16 protein-coding genes are annotated in these 20,139 nt (G+C 57.1%); 6 read left to right on the top strand and 10 right to left on the bottom strand.

What is annotated here, in order from left to right; all coding sequences use genetic code 11:
• The first annotated feature begins 144 nt into the window (after nucleotides 1-144).
• From F1C16_RS04160 to F1C16_RS04145, 4 genes are all read left to right on the top strand, one after another.
• On the top strand, nucleotides 145-1,455 hold the full coding sequence (locus tag F1C16_RS04160) for a deoxyribodipyrimidine photo-lyase (protein WP_185283102.1): 1,311 nt from the start codon (nucleotides 145-147) through the stop codon (nucleotides 1,453-1,455).
• Nucleotides 1,456-1,499: 44 nt separating this feature from the next.
• A complete protein-coding gene (locus tag F1C16_RS04155) occupies nucleotides 1,500-2,132 on the top strand; it encodes a TetR family transcriptional regulator C-terminal domain-containing protein (RefSeq protein WP_185283101.1) in 633 nt (210 codons plus the stop codon).
• Between the two features lie 136 nt (nucleotides 2,133-2,268).
• Nucleotides 2,269-3,576 carry an AarF/ABC1/UbiB kinase family protein gene (locus F1C16_RS04150; RefSeq protein ID WP_185283100.1) on the top strand — a complete coding sequence of 436 codons (1,308 nt, stop codon included), beginning with the start codon at nucleotides 2,269-2,271 and terminating at the stop codon, nucleotides 3,574-3,576.
• A gap of 109 nt (nucleotides 3,577-3,685) precedes the next feature.
• Nucleotides 3,686-4,540 carry a dienelactone hydrolase family protein gene (locus tag F1C16_RS04145; RefSeq protein WP_185283099.1) on the top strand — a complete coding sequence of 285 codons (855 nt, stop codon included), beginning with the start codon at nucleotides 3,686-3,688 and terminating at the stop codon, nucleotides 4,538-4,540.
• 169 nt (nucleotides 4,541-4,709) lie between these two features.
• Here the strand turns inward: F1C16_RS04145 and F1C16_RS04140 are convergent, their stop codons facing one another.
• The 10 genes from F1C16_RS04140 to F1C16_RS04095 all read right to left on the bottom strand — a co-directional run bounded on the left by F1C16_RS04140 (nucleotide 4,710) and on the right by F1C16_RS04095 (nucleotide 14,966).
• Nucleotides 4,710-5,441: a phenylalanine 4-monooxygenase gene (locus F1C16_RS04140; protein ID WP_243900078.1), complete on the bottom strand. Its 732-nt coding sequence runs from the start codon at nucleotides 5,439-5,441 to the stop codon at nucleotides 4,710-4,712.
• 375 nt (nucleotides 5,442-5,816) lie between these two features.
• Nucleotides 5,817-6,830 carry a 3-deoxy-7-phosphoheptulonate synthase gene (aroF, locus tag F1C16_RS04135; RefSeq protein WP_185283097.1) on the bottom strand — a complete coding sequence of 338 codons (1,014 nt, stop codon included), beginning with the start codon at nucleotides 6,828-6,830 and terminating at the stop codon, nucleotides 5,817-5,819.
• A gap of 50 nt (nucleotides 6,831-6,880) precedes the next feature.
• Nucleotides 6,881-7,663, bottom strand: coding sequence for a tryptophan synthase subunit alpha (gene trpA / locus F1C16_RS04130; protein ID WP_246601763.1), 783 nt, complete (start codon nucleotides 7,661-7,663; stop codon nucleotides 6,881-6,883).
• Nucleotides 7,664-7,810: 147 nt separating this feature from the next.
• A complete protein-coding gene (gene trpB, locus F1C16_RS04125) occupies nucleotides 7,811-9,016 on the bottom strand; it encodes a tryptophan synthase subunit beta (RefSeq protein ID WP_185283096.1) in 1,206 nt (401 codons plus the stop codon).
• Between the two features lie 63 nt (nucleotides 9,017-9,079).
• Complete coding sequence (locus F1C16_RS04120; RefSeq protein ID WP_185283095.1) at nucleotides 9,080-9,778, bottom strand: phosphoribosylanthranilate isomerase; 699 nt, start codon at nucleotides 9,776-9,778, stop codon at nucleotides 9,080-9,082.
• A 17-nt stretch (nucleotides 9,779-9,795) separates the two neighbouring features.
• Complete coding sequence (gene trpC, locus F1C16_RS04115; RefSeq protein WP_185283094.1) at nucleotides 9,796-10,617, bottom strand: indole-3-glycerol phosphate synthase TrpC; 822 nt, start codon at nucleotides 10,615-10,617, stop codon at nucleotides 9,796-9,798.
• Between the two features lie 76 nt (nucleotides 10,618-10,693).
• A complete protein-coding gene (trpD, locus tag F1C16_RS04110; protein ID WP_185283093.1) occupies nucleotides 10,694-11,683 on the bottom strand; it encodes an anthranilate phosphoribosyltransferase in 990 nt (329 codons plus the stop codon).
• A 138-nt stretch (nucleotides 11,684-11,821) separates the two neighbouring features.
• On the bottom strand, nucleotides 11,822-12,394 hold the full coding sequence (locus tag F1C16_RS04105; protein WP_185283092.1) for an aminodeoxychorismate/anthranilate synthase component II: 573 nt from the start codon (nucleotides 12,392-12,394) through the stop codon (nucleotides 11,822-11,824).
• Nucleotides 12,395-12,439: 45 nt separating this feature from the next.
• Nucleotides 12,440-13,855, bottom strand: coding sequence for an anthranilate synthase component I family protein (locus F1C16_RS04100; RefSeq protein ID WP_185283091.1), 1,416 nt, complete (start codon nucleotides 13,853-13,855; stop codon nucleotides 12,440-12,442).
• Nucleotides 13,856-14,081: 226 nt separating this feature from the next.
• Nucleotides 14,082-14,966 (bottom strand): alpha/beta hydrolase, encoded by an 885-nt coding sequence (locus F1C16_RS04095; protein WP_185283090.1) that lies wholly within the window; start codon nucleotides 14,964-14,966, stop codon nucleotides 14,082-14,084.
• A gap of 455 nt (nucleotides 14,967-15,421) precedes the next feature.
• On the opposite strand from F1C16_RS04095, the gene F1C16_RS04090 reads away from it, so the two are divergent.
• Together F1C16_RS04090 and F1C16_RS04085 are read left to right on the top strand one after the other, a co-directional pair.
• Nucleotides 15,422-18,463 carry a TonB-dependent receptor gene (locus F1C16_RS04090; protein ID WP_185283089.1) on the top strand — a complete coding sequence of 1,014 codons (3,042 nt, stop codon included), beginning with the start codon at nucleotides 15,422-15,424 and terminating at the stop codon, nucleotides 18,461-18,463.
• A 19-nt stretch (nucleotides 18,464-18,482) separates the two neighbouring features.
• Nucleotides 18,483-20,093, top strand: a complete 1,611-nt coding sequence (locus F1C16_RS04085) for a RagB/SusD family nutrient uptake outer membrane protein (protein WP_185283088.1) — start codon at nucleotides 18,483-18,485, stop codon at nucleotides 20,091-20,093.
• Nucleotides 20,094-20,139 lie beyond the last annotated feature (46 nt).

Genomic DNA, 20,139 nt, shown 5'->3' with positions numbered 1-20,139 from the left:
GATGTTTTGTAATCTGTCATCCTGAGCTTGCGAAGGACCTTCTCACGCTAGAACGAGTCGTTGTTACGATGGTCGTTCTACCGTGAGAAGGTCCTTCGCAAGCTCAGGATGACAGATTTTTCAGTTGCATAAGAAACAACCCTTATGAAAATCACGATTTTCTGGCACCGGCGCGACTTGCGCATCACCGATAATACCGGCCTAGCAGCCGCTTTGCAAGACAATGCGCCGGTAATACCGCTGTTCATTTTCGACCGCGACATTCTGGATAAACTGCTCAGCAAGCAGGACGCCCGCGTGACGTTCATTTACGACGCCGTGGAGCAGCTGGCGCAGGAAACCCAGGACAACGGCGGCACCATGCTGGTGTTTTACGGCAAGCCGGAGGAGGTTTTCGAGCAGTTGTTGAAGGACTACGACCTAGCCGCCGTGCACACCAACGAGGACTACGAGCCCTACGCCCGCCAACGAGATGAGGCTATTGGCAAACTGTTGGACAAGCACGATGTGCCCTTTACGACGCACAAAGACCAGGTGATTTTTGCTAAGGACGAGGTGCTAACCAAAGCGGGCACACCGCCTAAAGTATACGGTCCCTACAATAAGGCTTGGCGGGCCGCTTTGCAGGACGACAGCTTCCAGGAACGGCCGTCGCGGCGGTTATTCACCAAGGAAAACCTGCACCATATTGCGCATGCTCCGGCTCGCCCTACCCTCTCTGACATGGGGTTTGAACGCTACGAGCAGCCCGTACCGCCCGCTCGCCTACCCAATAAAAATTACGTAGAGGATTACGACAAAACCCGCAACCGCCTCGCCGACGACCACGGCACCACGCACCGCTCGGTGCACCTGCGCCACGGCACCCTCAGCGTACGGCAGCTAATGAGTCAGGCGCAGGACCTCAACGACAAGCTGCTGGACGAGCTAATCTGGCGCGACTACTTTATGATGTTGCTCTGGCACTTTCCCAATACCGTGGAGGAAAGCTACGACAAGCCCTTTCGGCACATCAAGTGGCGCAACAACCAGGAGGAGTTTGCGGCGTGGTGCGAGGGCCGCACCGGATTTCCGCTGGTAGATGCCGGCATGCGCCAGCTCAATGAAACCGGCTGGATGCACAATCGCGCCCGCATCACCACGGCCAGCTTTCTGATTAAGGATTTGCTGATTGATTGGAAATGGGGCGAGCAGTATTTCGCCGACAAGCTCATCGACTACGACATGAGCAACAACATCGGCAACTGGCAGTGGACGGCCGGCACGGGCGTGGTGTCGGCGCCGTGGTTTCGCATTTTCAGTCCCGAAAGTCAGCTCCAAAAATACGACCCCAAGCTGGAGTACGTGAAGGATTGGATACCCGAGTTTGGCACCGACGCCTACCCCCAGCCGATAGTCGACCACAAGGAGGCCCGCCAACGTGCGCTGGATGCCTACCGCGCCGCTCGTAAATAGGTTTTTATCGGCAACTTAAACCCCTACTCAACGGTTATACCATCATGGAAAAGGAAGCTATCAAACTCGCTTATCTCGACTACGTGCTGCGCAAGGGCCAGCCGCCGGTTTCGGTTTATAAGCTCATGCACAAGCTGGGCGCTACCGAGGCCGAATTCTACCAGCACTACTCTACCTTCGCGGCCATCGACCGCGAGATTTGGGCTGATTTTGGGCGCCAGGCCCGCGCCCGCGCCGCCGAGGAACCCGTGTGGGAGCAGTACGGCGCCCGCGAAAAACTGCTGGGTTTCTACTACACGCTGCTGGAAATTCTGAAGCAAAACCGCAGCTACGCGTTGTGGTCGTTGCGCTACTCGCTATCTAAGATGCCCGGCATGACGCCGCGTATTCTGGACGATTTCCGCCAGGGCTTCGAGCAGTTCGTGGCCGATATTCTGCGCGATGGTCGGCGCACTGAGGAAGTGGCTTCCCGCCCCATGATTCAGGAGAAATACCCCCGCGCCTTCTGGCAGCAGATGCTGTTTGTGCTGGGCTTCTTCGCCAAAGACGATTCCCTGGGCTTCGAGCGCACCGACGCGGCCATCGAAAAAGCCGTGACACTCAGCTTCGACCTGGTAGGCCGCAACACCCTGGACTCTGCCGTGGACTTCGTGCGGTTCCTGGTGCAGAGCCGGTAGGGTTGTTTACTCTTGAAAGAACGTCATTTCGACCAGCGGGAGAAATCTCGCGTGCTAACTCCAGCAGGTAATTACCGAAGCACGCGAGATTTCTCCCGCTGGTCGAAATGACGTTCTATTACTCTATTTCATCCCAATGTCTGATTCTCCTAAGCCGCTCGTTTCCCTACCCACTACTAAAGTGGCACGCGCCGCCCGTTTCGCCAAAACGGGCTTAAACGTGGGCGCCAACTACGTGAAGCACTACGCCAAGCGGGCTGTGGGGGCGGAAAGCGCTACGGCTGATTTGCACCAGGCCAACGCCGAGGAGCTGTACGGCGCGTTGAGCGAGATGAAAGGCTCGGTGCTGAAAGTGGCGCAGATGCTGGCGATGGAGAAGAACATCCTACCCACAGCTTATGCCGAGCAGTTTGCCCAAGCCCAGTACCAAACGCCGCCGTTGTCGGGGCCGCTGATTGTGAAGGCGTTCCGGGATGCGTTTGGCAAGTCGCCTTTTGAGCTATTTGATACGTTTGAGTTGAACGCCCGCCAGGCCGCCAGCATTGGGCAGGTGCACTTTGCTGAGAAGGACGGTAAAGCGTTGGCTGTAAAGGTGCAATATCCCGGCGTGGCCGATAGTATCCGTTCAGATTTGCGGATGGTGAAGCCCGTGGCCCTGCGTGTGTTGGGGCTGGATGAGGCCACTATGCGCCCCTACCTGGAAGAGGTGGAAACCCGCTTGCTGGAGGAAACGGACTATCAGCTGGAACTACGCCGCGGGCAGGAAATTGCGGCCCAGTGCGGCCACATTCCGCACTTGCGCTTTGCAACGTACTACCCTACCCTGTCTGCCGCCCGCATCCTCACGATGGATTGGCTGCCAGGCCAGCACCTCAAGGAGTTCCTGGCAACCAACCCTACCCAGGCGGTACGCAACCAACTCGGGCAGGCGCTTTGGGACTTCTACGCCTACCAGATGCACACGCTGCGCCAGGTGCACGCCGACCCGCACCCCGGTAATTTCCTGCTCGATGCCACGGACGGCGGCACGCTGGGCGTGTTGGATTTTGGCTGCGTGAAGAACATTCCGGCCGATTTCTACCAGCTCTTTTTTGCCCTACTCGACCCGTCCGTACTAGCCGACGACACCCGCCTCACCGACCTGCTCACCCAGCTCGAAGTCCTTCGCCCCGATGATGCTCCTACCCTGCGCGACTTGTATCTGCGCACGCTGCGCATTTCGTTGGAGCTGGTGGCGCGGCCCTTCCATCAGCCCGTATTCAACTTCGGCGACCCGGCGTATATGCAGGCGGTGTACGCCCTTGGCGACGACCTGATGCAGGAACCCGAGCTACGCAAGCAGCGCGAACCGCGCGGTTCGCGACACTTCATCTACGTCAATCGCACCTACGTGGGACTTTACGCGCTGCTAGCTGAGCTAGGCGCCGAAGTGCGAACGGCGTAGGGGCGCGTTGCACACGCCCATCGTTGACAGATACAGGGTAGGCACACTGTCTACCCTTAATTTCCCCTCCATCGGACGCATGCTAAGCGTCCATACTTTTCCCACACGTATGCAAAAACTTCTTTCTCTTTTGGTGTTTTTCTTCAGCGCCACCATGTTCGCCTCGGCGCAAATGACGATGAGCTGCTGCACTAAACCCACCGCCGCTACCGAAGCCTTTGCGATGCTAGCCAATGACGACGCCTTCGTGGGTGGTCACGACGCACCCCTACCCTACACCTACCAGGGCGCCGGCGATATGGTTTCCTACCCTACTCCCGATGGCAAAACGGCCAAGGCGTTTATGCTCAAAAGCGCCACGCCTTCCACCAAATACTTATTCGTGATCCATGAATGGTGGGGCCTGAATGATTACATCAAGCGCGAAGCTGCCGGCTTTGCGCGGGAAATGCCCGGCGTCAACATCATCGCCCTCGACCTCTACGATGGCCAAGTAGCCAGCGCCCCTGCTGAGGCCGGCAAGCTGATGCAGAGTGTGCAAACCAGTCGGGCCGAGGCTATCATCAAAGGTGCTATGCAGTATGCTGGTCCGAAAGCGCAGATTGCTAGCATTGGCTGGTGCTTTGGGGGCGGCTGGTCGTTGCAAACGGCGCTGCTCGCCGGCAAGCAGGCCGTAGGCTGCGTGATGTATTACGGGATGCCCGAGAAAGACGTGGCGCGTTTAAAAACGCTGAACACCGATGTACTCGGCATTTTTGCGTTGCAGGATAAAGGCATTTCGCCCGAAGTAGTGGCGCAGTTCCAGAAAAACATGGCCGCCGCAGGCAAAAAGTTAACCGTGAAAAACTACGATGCTGTACACGCCTTTGCCAACCCCAGCAACCCCAACTACAACAAAGCCTACGCCGACGAAGCCCACGATTTGGCAGTAGCGTATTTGAAGAAAAGCTTCAAGTTGAAGTAAGGATAGGTAGATAGTTATCAGAGAAAAGGCCCTGTCATCCTGAGCTTGCGAAGGACCTTATCACGATAGAACAAGACGTTGCTACGTCAGTCGTTCAGGCGTGATAAGGTCCTTCGCAAGCTCAGGATGACAGGGCCTTTTCTCTGATAACTATCTACCTACCTCTCCCCTACCGCACCGCCAATTGCCAGTTACTAGCCAGTAAGGCCGCCAGTTCGGCTACGCTTTCGGTTAACTGCTCCCAGGAGTTGAGCACAAAATATTGGTCCTGATAGTGCGCCTCAGAATACGGCGTGTGCAGTACAGTAGCCAGATCAAACGGATGGCGCACGTCGGTGCTATTCAGCCAGTGGTGAATCTCGCCTGCCGATGACAGTAAACCCGCGCCGTAGATGCGCGTGCTGCCGCCTTCGGTCACGAGGCCGAACTGCACCGTGAAGCCGTAAAGCCGCGCCAACTTTTGCAGTGCCACCGTGTCGTGCAGGTGCTGGCCGGCCACCCTACCCAAGAAGTGCAGGAAATCGGCAAACGCATGGTCTAGCAGCAAGGGCAAGTGGCCGAAGGCGCAGTGAAACAGATCGGGCTGCTCGATGAAATCGAACTGCTGCATAGACCGAATCCAGGTGGTAACCGGGAACTTGCGGTCGGCTAGCAGGCCAAAAAAGGTAGAAGCATCCAACTCACCACCCACGGGCGCAATCTCCCACCCCGTACGCCGCCGCAGCCGTTCGCTCACTTCCTCGAAGCGAGGAATAGCTGTACGCTGAAAACCAATCTGTTGCAGACCCTGCTCAAATGCTACAGCCGCTCGTTTGTGCAGCAGGGCAGTTTGGCGGTCGAACAAAACTTTCCAGACCAATTGGTCTTGGGTGGTGTAGTGATGGTAGTGTTGCGTATCCATAGCTTTTGGCATAAAAAAAGCCCGGCCTCCGGGAGGAGTCGGGCTTTTGTGGTTTACAGCTTCGTACGTCATGATTAGCTTCCGTACTGGCAATACCGCCCGACTCCGTCCTCCGCGGGACGAATATTCATCAGAGTAAAGCGCTTGACAGATTGTTGCTGCATGACAAAACAAATATAGAGAATATTTTTAATTTGATACTTCTTCTCGAAATATTTTATCAAAAAAAGTTGATTAAATATATAAATTCTTCACATAATATAAACTTACAATAAAATTATTATTTTAAATAAGCCTTTATATTGCCAATTACGCAATAAATCATCCGGGTTTATGGTTTCTTTATCCCTTGGTTAAGTCCAAGCTCGACGGCAGCTATTCCAGCTCCTGCCGCAGGGCATAGACGCGGCGTAGGTTGCGGATCAGGCGCGCCGATTCGGCAAAATTCAGGGTTTGGGCACCGTCAGAGGCAGCTTGCTCCGGCTTTTCGTGGGCTTCGTAGATGATGCCATCGGCACCGGCCATCACGCCAGCTAAGGCCATATCGGCCACATAATCTCGAATACCAATGCCGTGCGAAGGGTCTACGATGACGGGCAGGTGGGTTTTTTCCTTCAGGACAGGTACGGCGTTCAGGTCCAAGGTATTGCGTGAGGCCGTTTCGAACGTACGAATACCCCGCTCGCAGAGAATCAGCTTTTCGTTGCCGCCGGAGAAAACATACTCGGCCGATGACAGCAGCTCTTCAATAGAACCCGAAATCCCCCGCTTAATCATTACGGGCTTGTCCACGCCGCCCAGTGCATCCAGCAGGTTGAAATTCTGCGTGTTGCGGGCGCCTACCTGAAACACGTCTACGTAGTCGTGCATCTCCTCTACCTGCGACACCTGCATCACCTCCGTCACGATTTTGATGCCGTGCTGCCGGGCTAACTGGTGAAATAGTTTCAGCCCATCCATGCCCAGCCCCCGAAATGAGTAAGGCGAGGAACGTGGCTTGAACACGCCGCCGCGCATGATGCGCACGTCATTATCCACCAAGTGCTGCATGATACTTTCCATCTGGGCTTCGCTCTCTATACTGCACGGGCCGGCCGCCAGCGTGAGCGTCCCCTCACCAATGCGCACGCCGTCGCCAAGGTCGAGGACGGTAGGGCGCACGCGCCACTTGCGCGACACCAGCTTGTAGTCGTCCGACACGCGGTGAATGTCCACAATGCCAGGCAGTTGGCCCACCGTGCGAATGTCGAAATCGGCCTTGCCGATGCCGATGAGGTAATGCGCGCGTTGCGTGGTCACCTCCGTGACTTTGTAGTTCACCGCTTTGATGCGGTCGATAATCGCCTCCCGGTTTTCGGAAGAAATGGCGGGTTCTAGTTGAATGAGCATGGAGAAAGTGGCTTGTCATCCTTCGCAAGTTCAGGATGACAGGAAAACAGTTAGTTCAGGACCGATTGCACAAACCGACGGGCAGCGGCGGGGGCGTCGTCTACCCCATCCATTGCTTTAATTAAAGCCGAGCCGATGATGGCACCTTCGGCGTACTGGCAGGCGCGGTCAAAGGACGACTTATCGCCGATGCCGAAGCCGATGAGGCGCGGGTTGCGCAAGTTCATGGCTTCGATGCGCTGGAAGTAGGCTTCCTGCACGCCTTCAGCCTGCCCTTGCTGGCTGCCCGTGGTGCCGGGGCCGGAGACGAGGTAGAGGAAAGAATCGGTCAGCTCGTCGATGCGACGGATGCGCTCAGGCGCGGTTTGGGGCGTGATGAGGAACACCGGCCGCAGGTTGTAGCGGCGGAAAATCTCCTGGTACTCCTCCACGTAATCGTCGAGCGGCAAGTCGGGTAGGATGACGCCATCTACGCCGGCTTCGGCGGCTTCGCGGCAGAAGTTTTCCACCCCAAATTGCATCACCGGATTCAGGTAGCCCATCAGCAGAATGGGCGCATCGGGCACGCGTTGGCGCACGCCTTGCAGTTGGCGGAACAGCACGCGCATGTTCATGCCGTTTTGCAGAGCCACCGTGCCGCTGTGCTGAATCACCGGCCCGTCAGCCAGCGGATCGGAAAAGGGCATCCCGATTTCCACGAGGTCGGCGCCGGCTTCGGTTACGGCTTCAATAAGCGGTACGGTGGCTTCCAGAGTAGGATAACCGGCGGTGAAGTAAACGTTGAGCAACTTCTTACCCTTTTGCTCAAAGGTGGTTTTGATACGGTCTTTCATGGGGTATTTCAGTGTCATCGTTCCGTCTGTCATCCTGAGCTTGCGAAGGACCTTATCTCGTTTGGTTACTCACTGAACGCTTGTCGTTCTACTGTGAGAAGGTCCTTCGCAAGCTCAGGATGACAGACGGAATAATACCAGCCCTTTTTATTTCTGCTCCGTTAGTTTTTCAGCGTATTTCAGGTAGGTTTCCAAATCCTTGTCTCCCCTACCCGAGAGGTTGATGACCACCACATCATCCGGCCCAGCCCCAATTTGGTCGAGGGCGGCCAGGGCGTGCGCAGTTTCGAGGGCCGGAATGATGCCTTCAAGGCGGCTCAGTTCGGCCACGGAGCGCAGGGCATCATCATCGGTGATGGCGATGAAGCGCGCACGGCCCGAGTCGCCGAGGTAGGCGTGCAGGGGGCCGATGCCGGGGTAGTCGAGGCCGGCGGAGAGGGAATAGGGCTCGGTGATTTGGCCGTCCTCGTCCTGCATCAGCAGCGTGCGTGAGCCGTGGATGATACCGGGTTTACCCAGCACCGAGGTAGCCGCCGAGTGGCCGGAATCGACACCGTGCCCGGCTGCTTCCACGGCTACCAGCTTCACCGAAGGCTCGTCGAGGAAGTGATAGAAGGCGCCAGCCGCGTTGGAGCCGCCGCCTACGCAGGCCACCACATAGTTGGGCAGCTCGGAGCCGGTTTTTTCCAGCAGTTGCTTGCGCATTTCCTCACTGATAACGGCCTGCAAACGCGCTACCAGGTCGGGGTACGGGTGCGGGCCTACCACCGAGCCGATGATGTAGTGCGTGTCGACGGGATTCGAAATCCAGTCGCGGATGGCCTCGTTGGTGGCGTCTTTCAGGGTTTTGCTGCCGCTGGTAGCGGGGCGCACCTCGGCCCCCAGCAGGCGCATGCGGTACACGTTGGGCTTCTGGCGCTCCATGTCGATTTCGCCCATATACACAATGCATTCCAGGCCCATAAGGGCGCATACCGTGGCTGTGGCCACGCCGTGCTGGCCGGCACCAGTTTCCGCGATAATACGCTTTTTGCCCAGGCGTTGCGCCAGCAAAATCTGCCCTACCGTGTTGTTCACCTTGTGGGCACCGGTGTGGCACAGGTCCTCGCGCTTCAGGTAGATGCGCGTGTTGTACTTTGCCGACAGCCGTTTCGCCTCAAACAACGGGGTAGGCCGGCCCACGTAATCGCGCAGCAGCTGCTGGTATTCCTGTTGGAAGCTGGGGTCAGCCAGAATATCCAGGTATTGGTTGCGCAGCTCTTCCACGTTGGGGTAGAGCATTTCGGGAATGAAAGCCCCGCCAAACTGGCCGTAGTAGCCGCGGGCATTGGGAGCAAAAGCAGAAGTAGCCATAGGTAGAGCCAAAGGTCGCGCTGGGCGCGCATGGTGGTTGGTAGTTGTAGAAAAAAGCCGCCGTTAGACGCTCGAAATGTTGCTGCCGGGCCGGAGCTTCTGAAACAGCTGACGCAGCTTACCTACGTCCTTCTCGCCGGGCGCCAGTTCGAAGCGGCTATTCAGATCGATGCCGAAGAGGCCGGGTAGGCGTAGCGTTTGCAGTTCCTGCGCGTGCGCCAGATCGAGTCCGCCAGCCAGGAAGTAGGGCACCGACAACGGATACTCAGCCAGCAACTGCCAATCGAAGGTCGTCCCGTTGCCCCCCAGCGCCGGGCCTTTGGTATCGAATAGGAAGTAGTTACAGCAGTTTGCATAAGGCGCTACCTGCGCAAAGTCGAAATCTGCTCCCACCGAAAAAGCCTTGATAATGAGGATGCCCGCCGCACGCAACTCGGCGCACTGCGCAGGCGACTCGTGTCCGTGCAGTTGCACCAAATCGAGGCCGTACTCCTGCACACGCTGTTGGATAACAGGCGTTGTTTCATTCACGAACACACCTACCTTCAGGATAGACGGCGGCAGCTTGGCAAGCATTTTTACGTCGAGCGTCGGCACGACGTAGCGCGGCGACTTCGCGTAAAAGATGAACCCCATAAAGTCCACCCCCAACTTCGCTACCTCCCAGATGTTGTTGTCGGAGCGCATGCCGCACACTTTGATGCGCAGGCCTGGGCTGTTGACGGATGACAAAGGATAGGTAGCAAGTGGAGTAGGAAACATACGGTAGTAGTGGAAATTTAAAGAACAATAGCCGGCTCCGTAGCGCGCAGTTCCTGTATCAGCGCCGCGCAGGCCTTTTCGGGTCGGCTGTGACGCATAAAAGCCTCGCCCATCAGGAAGCCCCGGTAGCCCACGCCACGCAGGTAGGAAATGTCAGCAGCCGAGGTGAGGCCGCTTTCAGTTACTTTCACAAACTCCGCCGGAATCTGCTCGGCTAATGCCACAGAAGTTTCTAGGCTTACGGAGAAATCGTGCAAGTTGCGGTTGTTGACGCCTACTAAGCTTACAGCGTCAGGGTGCAGCGTGCGGGTGAGTTCCTCGGCGTTGTGCACTTCCAGCAGCACTTCCAGTCCCAGCGAACGGGCAAATTTGCCCAAACGGGCTACCTCGTCGGCCGATAGCACGGCGGCAATCAGCAGCACCACATCGGCGCCCATGCTCTTGGCTTCGATGATCTGGTACTCGTCAATCACAAAATCCTTGCGCAGAATAGGGCAGAAATTGTAGCGACGCGCAATGGTCAGGTCCTCGGTTTTACCGCCGAAGAACTCCGTATCCGTCAGCACCGACAAGGCCGAGGCGCCGGCCTGCATGTAGCCTAGGGTAGTGCGCTCCACGGGGGCATACTGGTTGATGAACCCCTTGCTGGGCGACTTGCGCTTGAATTCGGCAATGATGCCGCTGAGGTCGTCGCGAAGCAGGTAGCGGCGCAGGCTCAGCGGCTGCGCGTCCATATAGAGGCTGCGTTCCAGCAATTTAGTGGGCACCAGCTCGCGGCGCTCGGCTACCTCGCGACGCTTGTGGGTGATGATTTTATCGAGAATAGTTTCAGTCGACATCGTGCGGTTGCAGTTTCCCACCGTAGTGCGCCGTAGAAACGCTTCGGCGCGTGGTGGGCGTTCAAACAAAGTGAAATTAAGCGGCCAGTAAGCGGCGCAGCGCCTCGCGGGCCCGCCCCGAATCCAGGGATTCTTGCGCCGCCGCCAGAGCTTGTGCAAAGGTAAACTCCGTTTCGCGACACTGTATGGCCAGGGCCGCATTGGCCGTCACCACGTCGCGCTGGGCGGGCGTGGCCCTACCCTCCAGCACATCCAGAAACAGCCGGGCCGACTCCTCCACCGTGCGTCCACCGGCCAAGCTGGCGGGCGTGGTGGTCGTCAGGCCCAGGTCGGCGGCCGTTACTACCCGCTCACCAGTACTGGTGGCTACCTTGGCTGCGCCGGTTAGCGAGAGTTCATCGTAGCCATCCAGAGCGTGAATCACGGTGTAGCGCGTCTGGGTTTGCTGAAAGAGATATTGATAAAGACGCAGCAGTTCCAGGCTGAACGTGCCCGCTACCTGGTAGCGCGGCCGCGCCGGATTCACCAACGGTCCTAGAATGTTGAAGAACGTACGTACGCCCAGCTCCCGCCGGATAGGCCCAGCGTGGCGCATGGCCGGATGAAACGCCGCCGCGTGCAGAAAGCAAATGTTAGCCCGCTCCAGCTGGCGCTTCAGCACGTCGTTGCCTACCCCAAACTCGATTCCCAAGCTCCCCAACACGTCGGCCGAACCGCATACGGACGACACCCCAATGTTGCCATGCTTGGCTACCGGGTAGCCTGCGCCCGCCACCACAAAGCACGCCAGTGTGCTGATGTTGAGCGTGTCTTTACCGTCGCCACCCGTGCCCACAATGTCCACCACGTCGTGCGTGCCCAATTCCGGGTCGCGGGAAAGTTCGAGCAGCGCGTCGCGGAAGCCCGCCAGCTCCGGCACCGTGATAGGCCGCATCCGGTAAATGGTCATGAAGGCCGCCATTTCGGAGGCGTTAGCACCGCCTTGGCCAATTTGCGTCATGGCCTCACGGGCCTCGGCGTGGGTCAGGGGTTGTTGGTCGAATAAGGTATTGAGAAGGTGTTTCACGTGGGAGGGAATTTTCGAGGTAGGAGCGGCTTGCCGCCGCCCGTGGGAACGACTGGCAAACCTTGAAACAACGAGTAGGTACTTATGCGGAACTGTTAGCTCTAGCGCGTCGCACCGACGGGCGAGGACAACGTGCCCCTACCCTTCCAGCCAGTTTTTCAGCATTTCCTTGCCGTATTCGGTCAGGATAGACTCGGGGTGAAACTGTACGCCGCGCACGTCGTACTCGCGGTGGCGGAAGGCCAGTACTTGGCCCTGCGCATCAATGGCCGTCACTTCCAGTTCGGCGGGTATGGAGTCGGGCTGCACCACCCAGGAGTGGTAGCGCCCTACCTTGAACTGGGTGGGTAGGCCGGCAAACAACCGGTCGTTTCCAGTGACGATATCAGCATCGGTGGCAATGCCGTGCAACACAGCCGGCAGGTTGTAGAGCGTGCCGCCAAAGCTCTCAGCAATGCCCTGGTGGCCCAGGCACACGCCCAGCATGCGCTTGGTAGGTGCGTAGCGCTGGATTACCTGCGGCATCAGGCCCGCATCGGCCGGCACGCCGGGACCGGGCGAGAGCATGATGGCATCGTACTGCTCTACCTCTTCCAGCGTCAGCTTGTCGTTGCGGACGACGGTGGTTTGCTCGCCGTAGCCCAGTTCGCGCAGTAGCTGCACTAGGTTATAGGTAAAGGAATCGTAGTTGTCGAGGACAAGAATTTTCATCAGACTAAAAAGCTAAAGCTGTTCTGAGGTTCACATTTTCCTACCCTACACCTGCTCGGCCTCTTTCAGGGCTTTGCGCAGGGCGGCCAGCTTGTGGTGCACTTCGTTGAGTTCGGAGTTGATATCGGAAGCGGCTACTACCCCGGCACCCGCCTGGAAGTAGAGCTGGTTATCGGTGCTGAGGAAAGAGCGAATCATGATGGCGTGGTTGAAGTCGCCATTGAAGCCCAGGTGGCCCAGGCAGCCGCCATAGTAGCCGCGGGCAGTGGGCTCCAGCTTATCAATAAGCTGCATGGCGCTGTGCTTTGGTGCCCCCGAAAGCGTACCAGCCGGGAAGGTATCGGCCACTACCTGTAGAGGATTGGTGCCGGGCAATAGCTGGGCCGTCACCTCACTCACCAAGTGAATAACGTGGGAGTAAAACTGTATTTCGCGGAACACTTTCACCGCTACCTGGTCGCCGTGGCGGGCCAAATCGTTGCGAGCCAGGTCTACTAGCATCACGTGCTCGGCATTTTCCTTAGGGTCGAGCGCCAGCCGTTCGGCAGCGGCGGCATCCTCGGCATCGTGGCCGGTGCGGCGGAAAGTCCCGGCAATGGGGTACAGGCTGGCTTTGCTACCCTTAATAAGGAGTTGCGTTTCGGGCGAGGAACCGAAAATCTTGAAGTTGCCGTAGTCGAAGTAGAACAGGTAGGGCGAGGGGTTAATGGAGCGCAGCGCCCGGTATACATTGAACTCGTCGCCCGTGAAGCCCTGCTGGAAACGCCGGCTCAACACAATCTGAAATACGTCGCCGCGCAGGCAGTGCTGCTGTCCCTGGGCCAGCACCCGCAAAAATTCTTCGTCGGTCTGATTGGTTTCCACCTCTCCCTGGGTCTGAAACCGAAACTCTGGCAACGAGGGATTACGAATGAGATTGACCAGCCGCTTCAGGCCATCCTCGTCCACAGCGTCGTCTTGCAGCGTGTGCTCAAATACGTACAACTCGTTGCGAAAGTGGTTGAGGGCGATGACGTAGCGGTAGGTGCCGTACAGCATCTCCGGAATATCGCCAGCTGCTTGCTTGGCCGCATTCAAATCGAGATCCTCAAAATGCTGCACCGCCTCGTAACCTAAGTAGCCAAACAGGCCACCGGTTATGAAATCGAAGCCATTTTCTTCGGTCTGGAAGCTCTGTGCAAACTCTTGCAACCGAGCCAATGCCGCGCGGGGCTCGGTTAGCGTTTCGGTGGTAACAGTGCCATCGGGGAAAGTTTGCTTCACTACCCCGCGCTGCACCTCAAAGCGAGCCAGCGGGTCGCAGGCCAGGTAACTGAAGGCGTTCTGCTGGCCGTGGTAGTCGGAGCTTTCCAACAGCAGACAGTTGTCGTATCGGTCGCGCAGGCGCAGGTAGAGGCCCACGGGCGTTACGGTGTCGGCCAGCACCCGTAGGTGGCGAGACTTAAGCGTGAAATGCGGCATTCGGCAGAGCGTAGCGAGGTTGGAGTTGGAGAAGGGCTGAAAAACAGAAAGCCCGGCGGTCGGCCGGGCTTTCTGTTGGAGTATGCGGAGTATTATACTTCACCGCACGCACAGGGTATCCCGTCCGGAGTTTCGGAGAGGCCACCACCAAGCTTGCAGGGAAAGTTGCGTTTTCATCAGTTCAAGAAGCGTCTATTCGACGTGCCACAAAGGTAAGCAGCCGAGTTTACGGCGCAAGTATTTTTTTGGTTTCCGCCGAAATTCCGCCAAATAGCCACGTATAAGCCGCTGGAAACTCGCGGCGCCAGAACCACTCGCTGTGTTTTCCGTCCGCTTGCACTGTGTAATGCAGCTGCCGGCTTGACACGCCAGTTTGGTGCAGTTGGTCGCGCAGCTCGGCCATGTAGGGCACCATGGTTTCGCTTTCCTGTGCGCCGGCCACAAGGTAGAAGCGGGTGGTGTGCTTTGGCCGGGCCTGCCGCACAAAACGGTCCAGCGAATCCTTCGCAAACCACAGGGCTGGCGAAAACACTCCTACCCTACCATATACCTTTGGGTAGTGCAGGGCAGTGTATACGCTAATGAGTGCCCCCATACTGCTACCTCCAATGCCCGTATGGCGTCGGCTGGGGCGGGTGCGGTAGTGCTGGTCGATGTAAGGCTTGAGCGTTTCGACCAAGAAGGCCGCGTACTCCCTACCCTCACCCCCACCATACTGCGGGTTGCGCCAGGGCGAGTACTCGTCCAGGCGCTTGTCGCCGCCGTTGTCTACAGCTACCACTATAGCGGCACGTTTTTCCTGGTTCAAGGTTTCGTCTACGCCCCACTCGCCGCTGAAGCTGGTTGCCTCATCAAATACGTTTTGGCCATCCTGCAAGTACAGCACTGGGTAGCGACGGTGGCTGGTTGTGTAGTCGGATGGCAAGTACACCCACACCCGGCGCGTGCGATGCAACTGGGGCACTGTTACTTCCAGCGTCGTGACGGTAGGGGAAACTGTGTGCAGCTTTTGCGCCTGCACCGATACCGACCAGCAGATTGAAGTTAAGCAGATGCTACTTAGTCGCCCCCACCCTAGCATACGCACTACCGCTGACTTACTCTCGCGCATATTTTCTCTATTCTAGTCTAATTCTAGCTTGACAGCAAATGAGCAAAATTTATAGAGAGGATTTAGCAAAAAACAGTTGCTCACAATCTTTTTTTCAACATACTATCTTCATTTTATACAAATTGCTTTGCAAACTGATTTTCGTTAGTTAAGCAAGGTCTCCTATTCATAACCTGTTCGTAATTAACATACTATATTAAGACTACCCAAACGTTTGCGGTAGCAAATACCCAACGGCACTCGGCAAATGTCCGGGCCTCTACTAAGCGTGTCTTTTGAACACCTAGATCACAATTGTTTTTATAGGTTTTATCATAGTATCTTCGTCTTTACATTCAATTTTGGACGAAAAAAAACCGCTTAAGTAGCCAAAGTGTGTAATTTTTCGTAGGAGCCGAAATCGTTTGCAAATCGGCTCTGCCGAAAGTTAAATTCCCAACCCTAATTGTTTTTCAATGAAACACCCTTACCTGGTGAAACTACTGTTTCTCCTGCTATTTGTGTGCGCTGGTTTCACCGGCGCATTCGCCCAAACCGGCTCCGTGAGTGGCCGCGTATTGGACGAACAAAAACAGGGCTTGCCCGGCGTAACCGTTGTGATAGAAGGCACCTCGCTTGGCAACTCCACCAATGCCGATGGTACCTATTCTATTCAGAATGTGCCCACTGGCCCGCAGACACTGATTATTTCCTTCGTAGGCTATAATACGCAACGCCAACCCATTACGGTAAACAATGGCCAGAACACGGCCGTACCCAACGTGGTAATCGGTGAAAACACCACCCTGTTGAACGAAGCAGTGGTAGTAGGCTACGGCACGCAGCGCAAAGAAGACGTGACGGGTGCCGTGACGCAGATTGATGAGAAGCAATTCGTGAAGGGCCAGGTAACCAACCCCGAGCAGCTGATTCAGGGCAAGGTAGCTGGCGTGCAGATCACGACCGGCGGTGGTGCCCCCGGCTCGGCTACCACCATCCGTATCCGTGGGGGCTCGTCGCTGAATGCCAGCAACGACCCGCTGATTGTAATTGACGGTGTGCCAGTAGACAATAGCGGCGTGAGTGGCGCCGCCAACGCGCTGAGCCTCATCAACCCCAACGACATCGAGACCTACACGGTGTTGAAAGACGCATCGGCCACGGCTATCTACGGCTCGCGTGCCTCGAACGGCGTTATCCTTATCACTACCAAGCGGGGTGTGCAGGGCGAGAAAATAACGGTGAACGTTAGCTCGCTGGCTTCTGTCTCGAAGCGCTACAACTCGGTAGACGTTCTATCGGCCAATCAGCTACGCAATACCGTAGCCAGCGTGGCCCCCACCAAAAGCAATCTGCTGGGTTCCAGCAACACCAACTGGCAGGACGAGATTTTCCGCACGGCTTTCACCTCCGATAACAACGTGAGCGTGGCCGGCGCGGCGGGCAAACTACCCTTCCGGGTTTCGTATGGCAACCTGGAGCAGCAGGGTATTCTGCGCACCAACCGCCTTATTCGTAACACGGGCTCCATCAGCCTCACCCCCGTTCTGTTCGACAACACCTTGAAAGTGAACTTAAACTTGAAGGGTTCGATCATTGATAACAACTTTGCTGACGCTGGTGCCGTTGGTGCAGCCCTGGCCTTCGATCCTACCCAACCCGTGCGCAGCGGCGCCGAAGGCTACGGCGGCTACTTCGAGTACCTGCAAAGCGCCGGCGGTGTGCCCCAACAGAACGTACCCCGCAACCCGGTGGCCCTGCTAGAGCTGCGCCGCGACCGGAGCACCGTGAAGCGGAGCATCGGCAACATTCAGCTGGATTACGCCCTACCCTTCTTCCGCGACCTGCACGCCAACGTGAACCTGGGCTACGACATCACCCGCAGCAACGGCAGCAACTTGGTTGATGCAACGGCCGCGGCTGCGTATTTCAACCGCCCCCTGGACGCTTCTATCACCAACCGTCAGGGTGGCTCATTCAACCGCTACGCCCAGAACCGCGACAACAAGCTGCTAGAAGCCTACCTCAACTACACCAAGCAACTCGGCGGAACCCGCCTGGATGTGCTGGCCGGTTACTCTTACCAGGACTTTGTACGGACTTCGCCCAATCTGCCTACTTACTTGGCCGATGGCACTACCGTTTTCCGGGCGGCACCTGTTAATCCGTTCCGCACGCAATACACCATTCTTTCGTACTACGGCCGCGCTAACCTGAGCATCAACGACCGGTACGTGCTTACGGGTACATTGCGTAACGATGCTTCGTCGCGCTTCTCGCCCGAGAATCGCAACGCCTTGTTTCCCGCCGTTTCGGCCGCGTGGAATATCAAGAACGAGTCGATCCTGAAGGACAACAACACGTTCTCGGACCTGAAATTGCGCGCTGGTTACGGTATCACGGGTCAGCAGGACATCGTGGGTGCTGCGGGCAGCGACTACCCATACATTCAGCGCTACGTTGTGAACTCGCTACAGGCGCAGTATGGCTTCTACAATCCTGCTACTAGTCAGTATGAGTACTATATCCCCTACTCTCCGCAGGGCTTCAACCGCAACCTGAAGTGGGAGCAGACCACCACCTACAACGCCGGTATTGATTATGGTTTCCTGGATGGCCGCCTGAGCGGCTCGGTAGACGTATACTACCGCAAAACCAAAGACCTACTGGCCGTTATTCCTATTCCAATCCTGACCAACTACACCAACCAGCTGGTGTCGAACGTGGGTTCGTTGGAAAACAAAGGTGTCGAGCTGAACCTGAACGCGACGCCGGTACAGGGCGAGCACTGGAACTGGACGCTGAACGCCAACGGTACTTATAACGTGAATAAGATTCTGTCGCTCGGGCCACAGGTAGAAGGCTTTGCCGGTATTGAAAACAATGGCGTAGCTGGCGGTACCGGCACCAACATTGGTATCTACCGGGTAGGCGAGCCGTCTTCGTCTTTCTACGTGTACAAGCAAGTGTACGGAACGGATGGCAAGCCGCTGCAAGACGTGTACGCCGACCTGAACGGTGACGGTATCATTAACAGCAATGACCGGTACGTGTACAAGCAGGCCGCGCCGCCAGTTATCCTGGGCTTCAGCTCCAACGTAAGCTACGACCGCGTGAATCTGGCCTTCACGCTGCGCAGCCAGCTTGGCAGCTATTTATACAATAACGTGAACTCGCAGAACGGTACCTACAATGGTCTCACCAGCCAGCCCACGGTGATAACCAACGCTACCCAAGACGCCCTCTACACGGGTTTCACCAACCTGAAGCAGGAGCGCTATTCCTCGGATTACTACATCCAGAACGCTTCTTTCCTGCGGATGGAGAACATAACCCTGGGCTACGACGCCGGCAAAATAATGGGCAACCGCGGGAATCTGCGCCTGACGGCTGCTGTTCAAAACGTGTTCCTGATCACGAAGTATTCCGGTCTCGATCCGGAGATTTTCAATGGGGTTGACAACAACGTGTATCCCCGCCCCCGCACCTACACGATTGGCCTGAACCTCAGCCTATAATTGTCTCTCTGATTGTATAATGAAAACATCATATATTTTTCGTCGCACTTTGGGCCTGGGCCTTGTTGCCGGTTCGATGCTGGCGGTTACGTCGTGTAATGACGACCTGGACCGCGTACCAACCTACGACCTGAATACGGAGAGCGTATACAAGGATGCCGAGGGCTACCAGCGCGTAGCGGCCAAGGTGTACAGCGGCTTTGCTGTAACGGGTGGCCAAGGTCCTGATGCAACTACGGGTGACATTCTGGGCATTGACCAGGGCACTTCCGACTACGTTCGCTCTTTGTGGAGCGCGCAGGAGCTGACCACCGATGAGGCGGTTATCCAATGGGGTGACCCCGGCGTGCAGGACTGGCACAACATGAACTGGACGTCTAGCGGCGTGCTGATTCGGGGTTTGTACAGCCGCATTCTGTACGAGGTAACGCTCTGCAACGGCTTCCTGGCGCAGGCTACCGATGCCAATCTCAGCAGCCGCGGCATTACGGGTGCTGACCTGACCAACATCCAGCGCCTACGGGCAGAAGTTCGTTTCCTACGGGCTTTGGCGTATTACCACGCTCTGGATTTGTTCGGCAACCCACCCTTCGCCACGGAAAACGACGAGATTGGAGGCACCACTCCGCCCCGTCAAACGACCCGGGCTGAGCTATTCACCTACATCGAATCGGAGCTGAAAGCCATTGACGCCGACCTGGCGGCTCCCGGCCAGAACCTCTATGGCCGCGCCGACAAAGCTGCTGCCTGGACGCTGCTGGCGAAGCTCTATCTCAACGCCAAAGTATACACCGGCACGGAGCGCAACGCTGACTGCGCTACCTACGCCAAACGCGTGATTGACAGCGGTGTATATTCGCTGACGCCGCAATACAAGAACCTGTTCCGGACTGATAATAACACCAGCAAGGAAATTATTTTTCCGATTGTGTACGACGGCAAGCGGACGCAAACCTACGGCGGCACTACCTTCCTGACGCACGCTGCCGTATCGGGCACCGCTAACTCCTTCTGGAATCCGGCTCGCTATGGTATTGATGGTGGTTGGGGCGGTATTCGTACTACTCCCCGCCTATACCAGCAATTCCCAGATACGGCTGCCGATGCGCGGGCTAAGTTTGTGACGGGCGGCCAGGCGTTGGAAGTGACGTCGCAAACCACTTTCACCGATGGCTATGTGCCCATCAAGTTCAAGAACATCTCCTCTACCGGCGCTCCTGGCTCCGATCTGGTGTTCGTGGATACCGACTTCCCGATGTTCCGCTTGGCCGATGTGTACCTGATGTACGCCGAAGCAGCCCTGCGCGGCGGCGGCGACCAGGCCCTGGCTCTCACCTACGTGAACCGTGTGCGGGCGCGGGCATTCAACAATGCCCCTGCTGGCAACATCACCAGCGGGCAGCTCACGCTGGACTTCATCCTGAACGAACGTTCGCGCGAGCTGTACTGGGAGGCTACCCGCCGTACCGACCTGATTCGCTATGAGCGCTTCACCACGGGCGATTACCTGTGGGCCTGGAAAGGCGGTGTGGCCGGTGGCCGGGCCGTATCCGACGACCGTCGCTTGTTCCCACTTCCGTCCGCTGACCTGAGCGTGAACCCCAACCTAACGCAGAACCCAGGTTATTAATAAGCAGGCTGCCAAGCGTCAGTTGGCACTTGGCAGCCTGTCTGGT

Origin of the sequence: Hymenobacter sp. NBH84, from assembly GCF_014217645.1 — a bacterium.
Lineage (GTDB): Bacteria > Bacteroidota > Bacteroidia > Cytophagales > Hymenobacteraceae > Hymenobacter > Hymenobacter profundi.
Note: the sequence above shows the minus strand (reverse complement) of the source record. Positions and strands in the feature narration are given on the sequence as shown.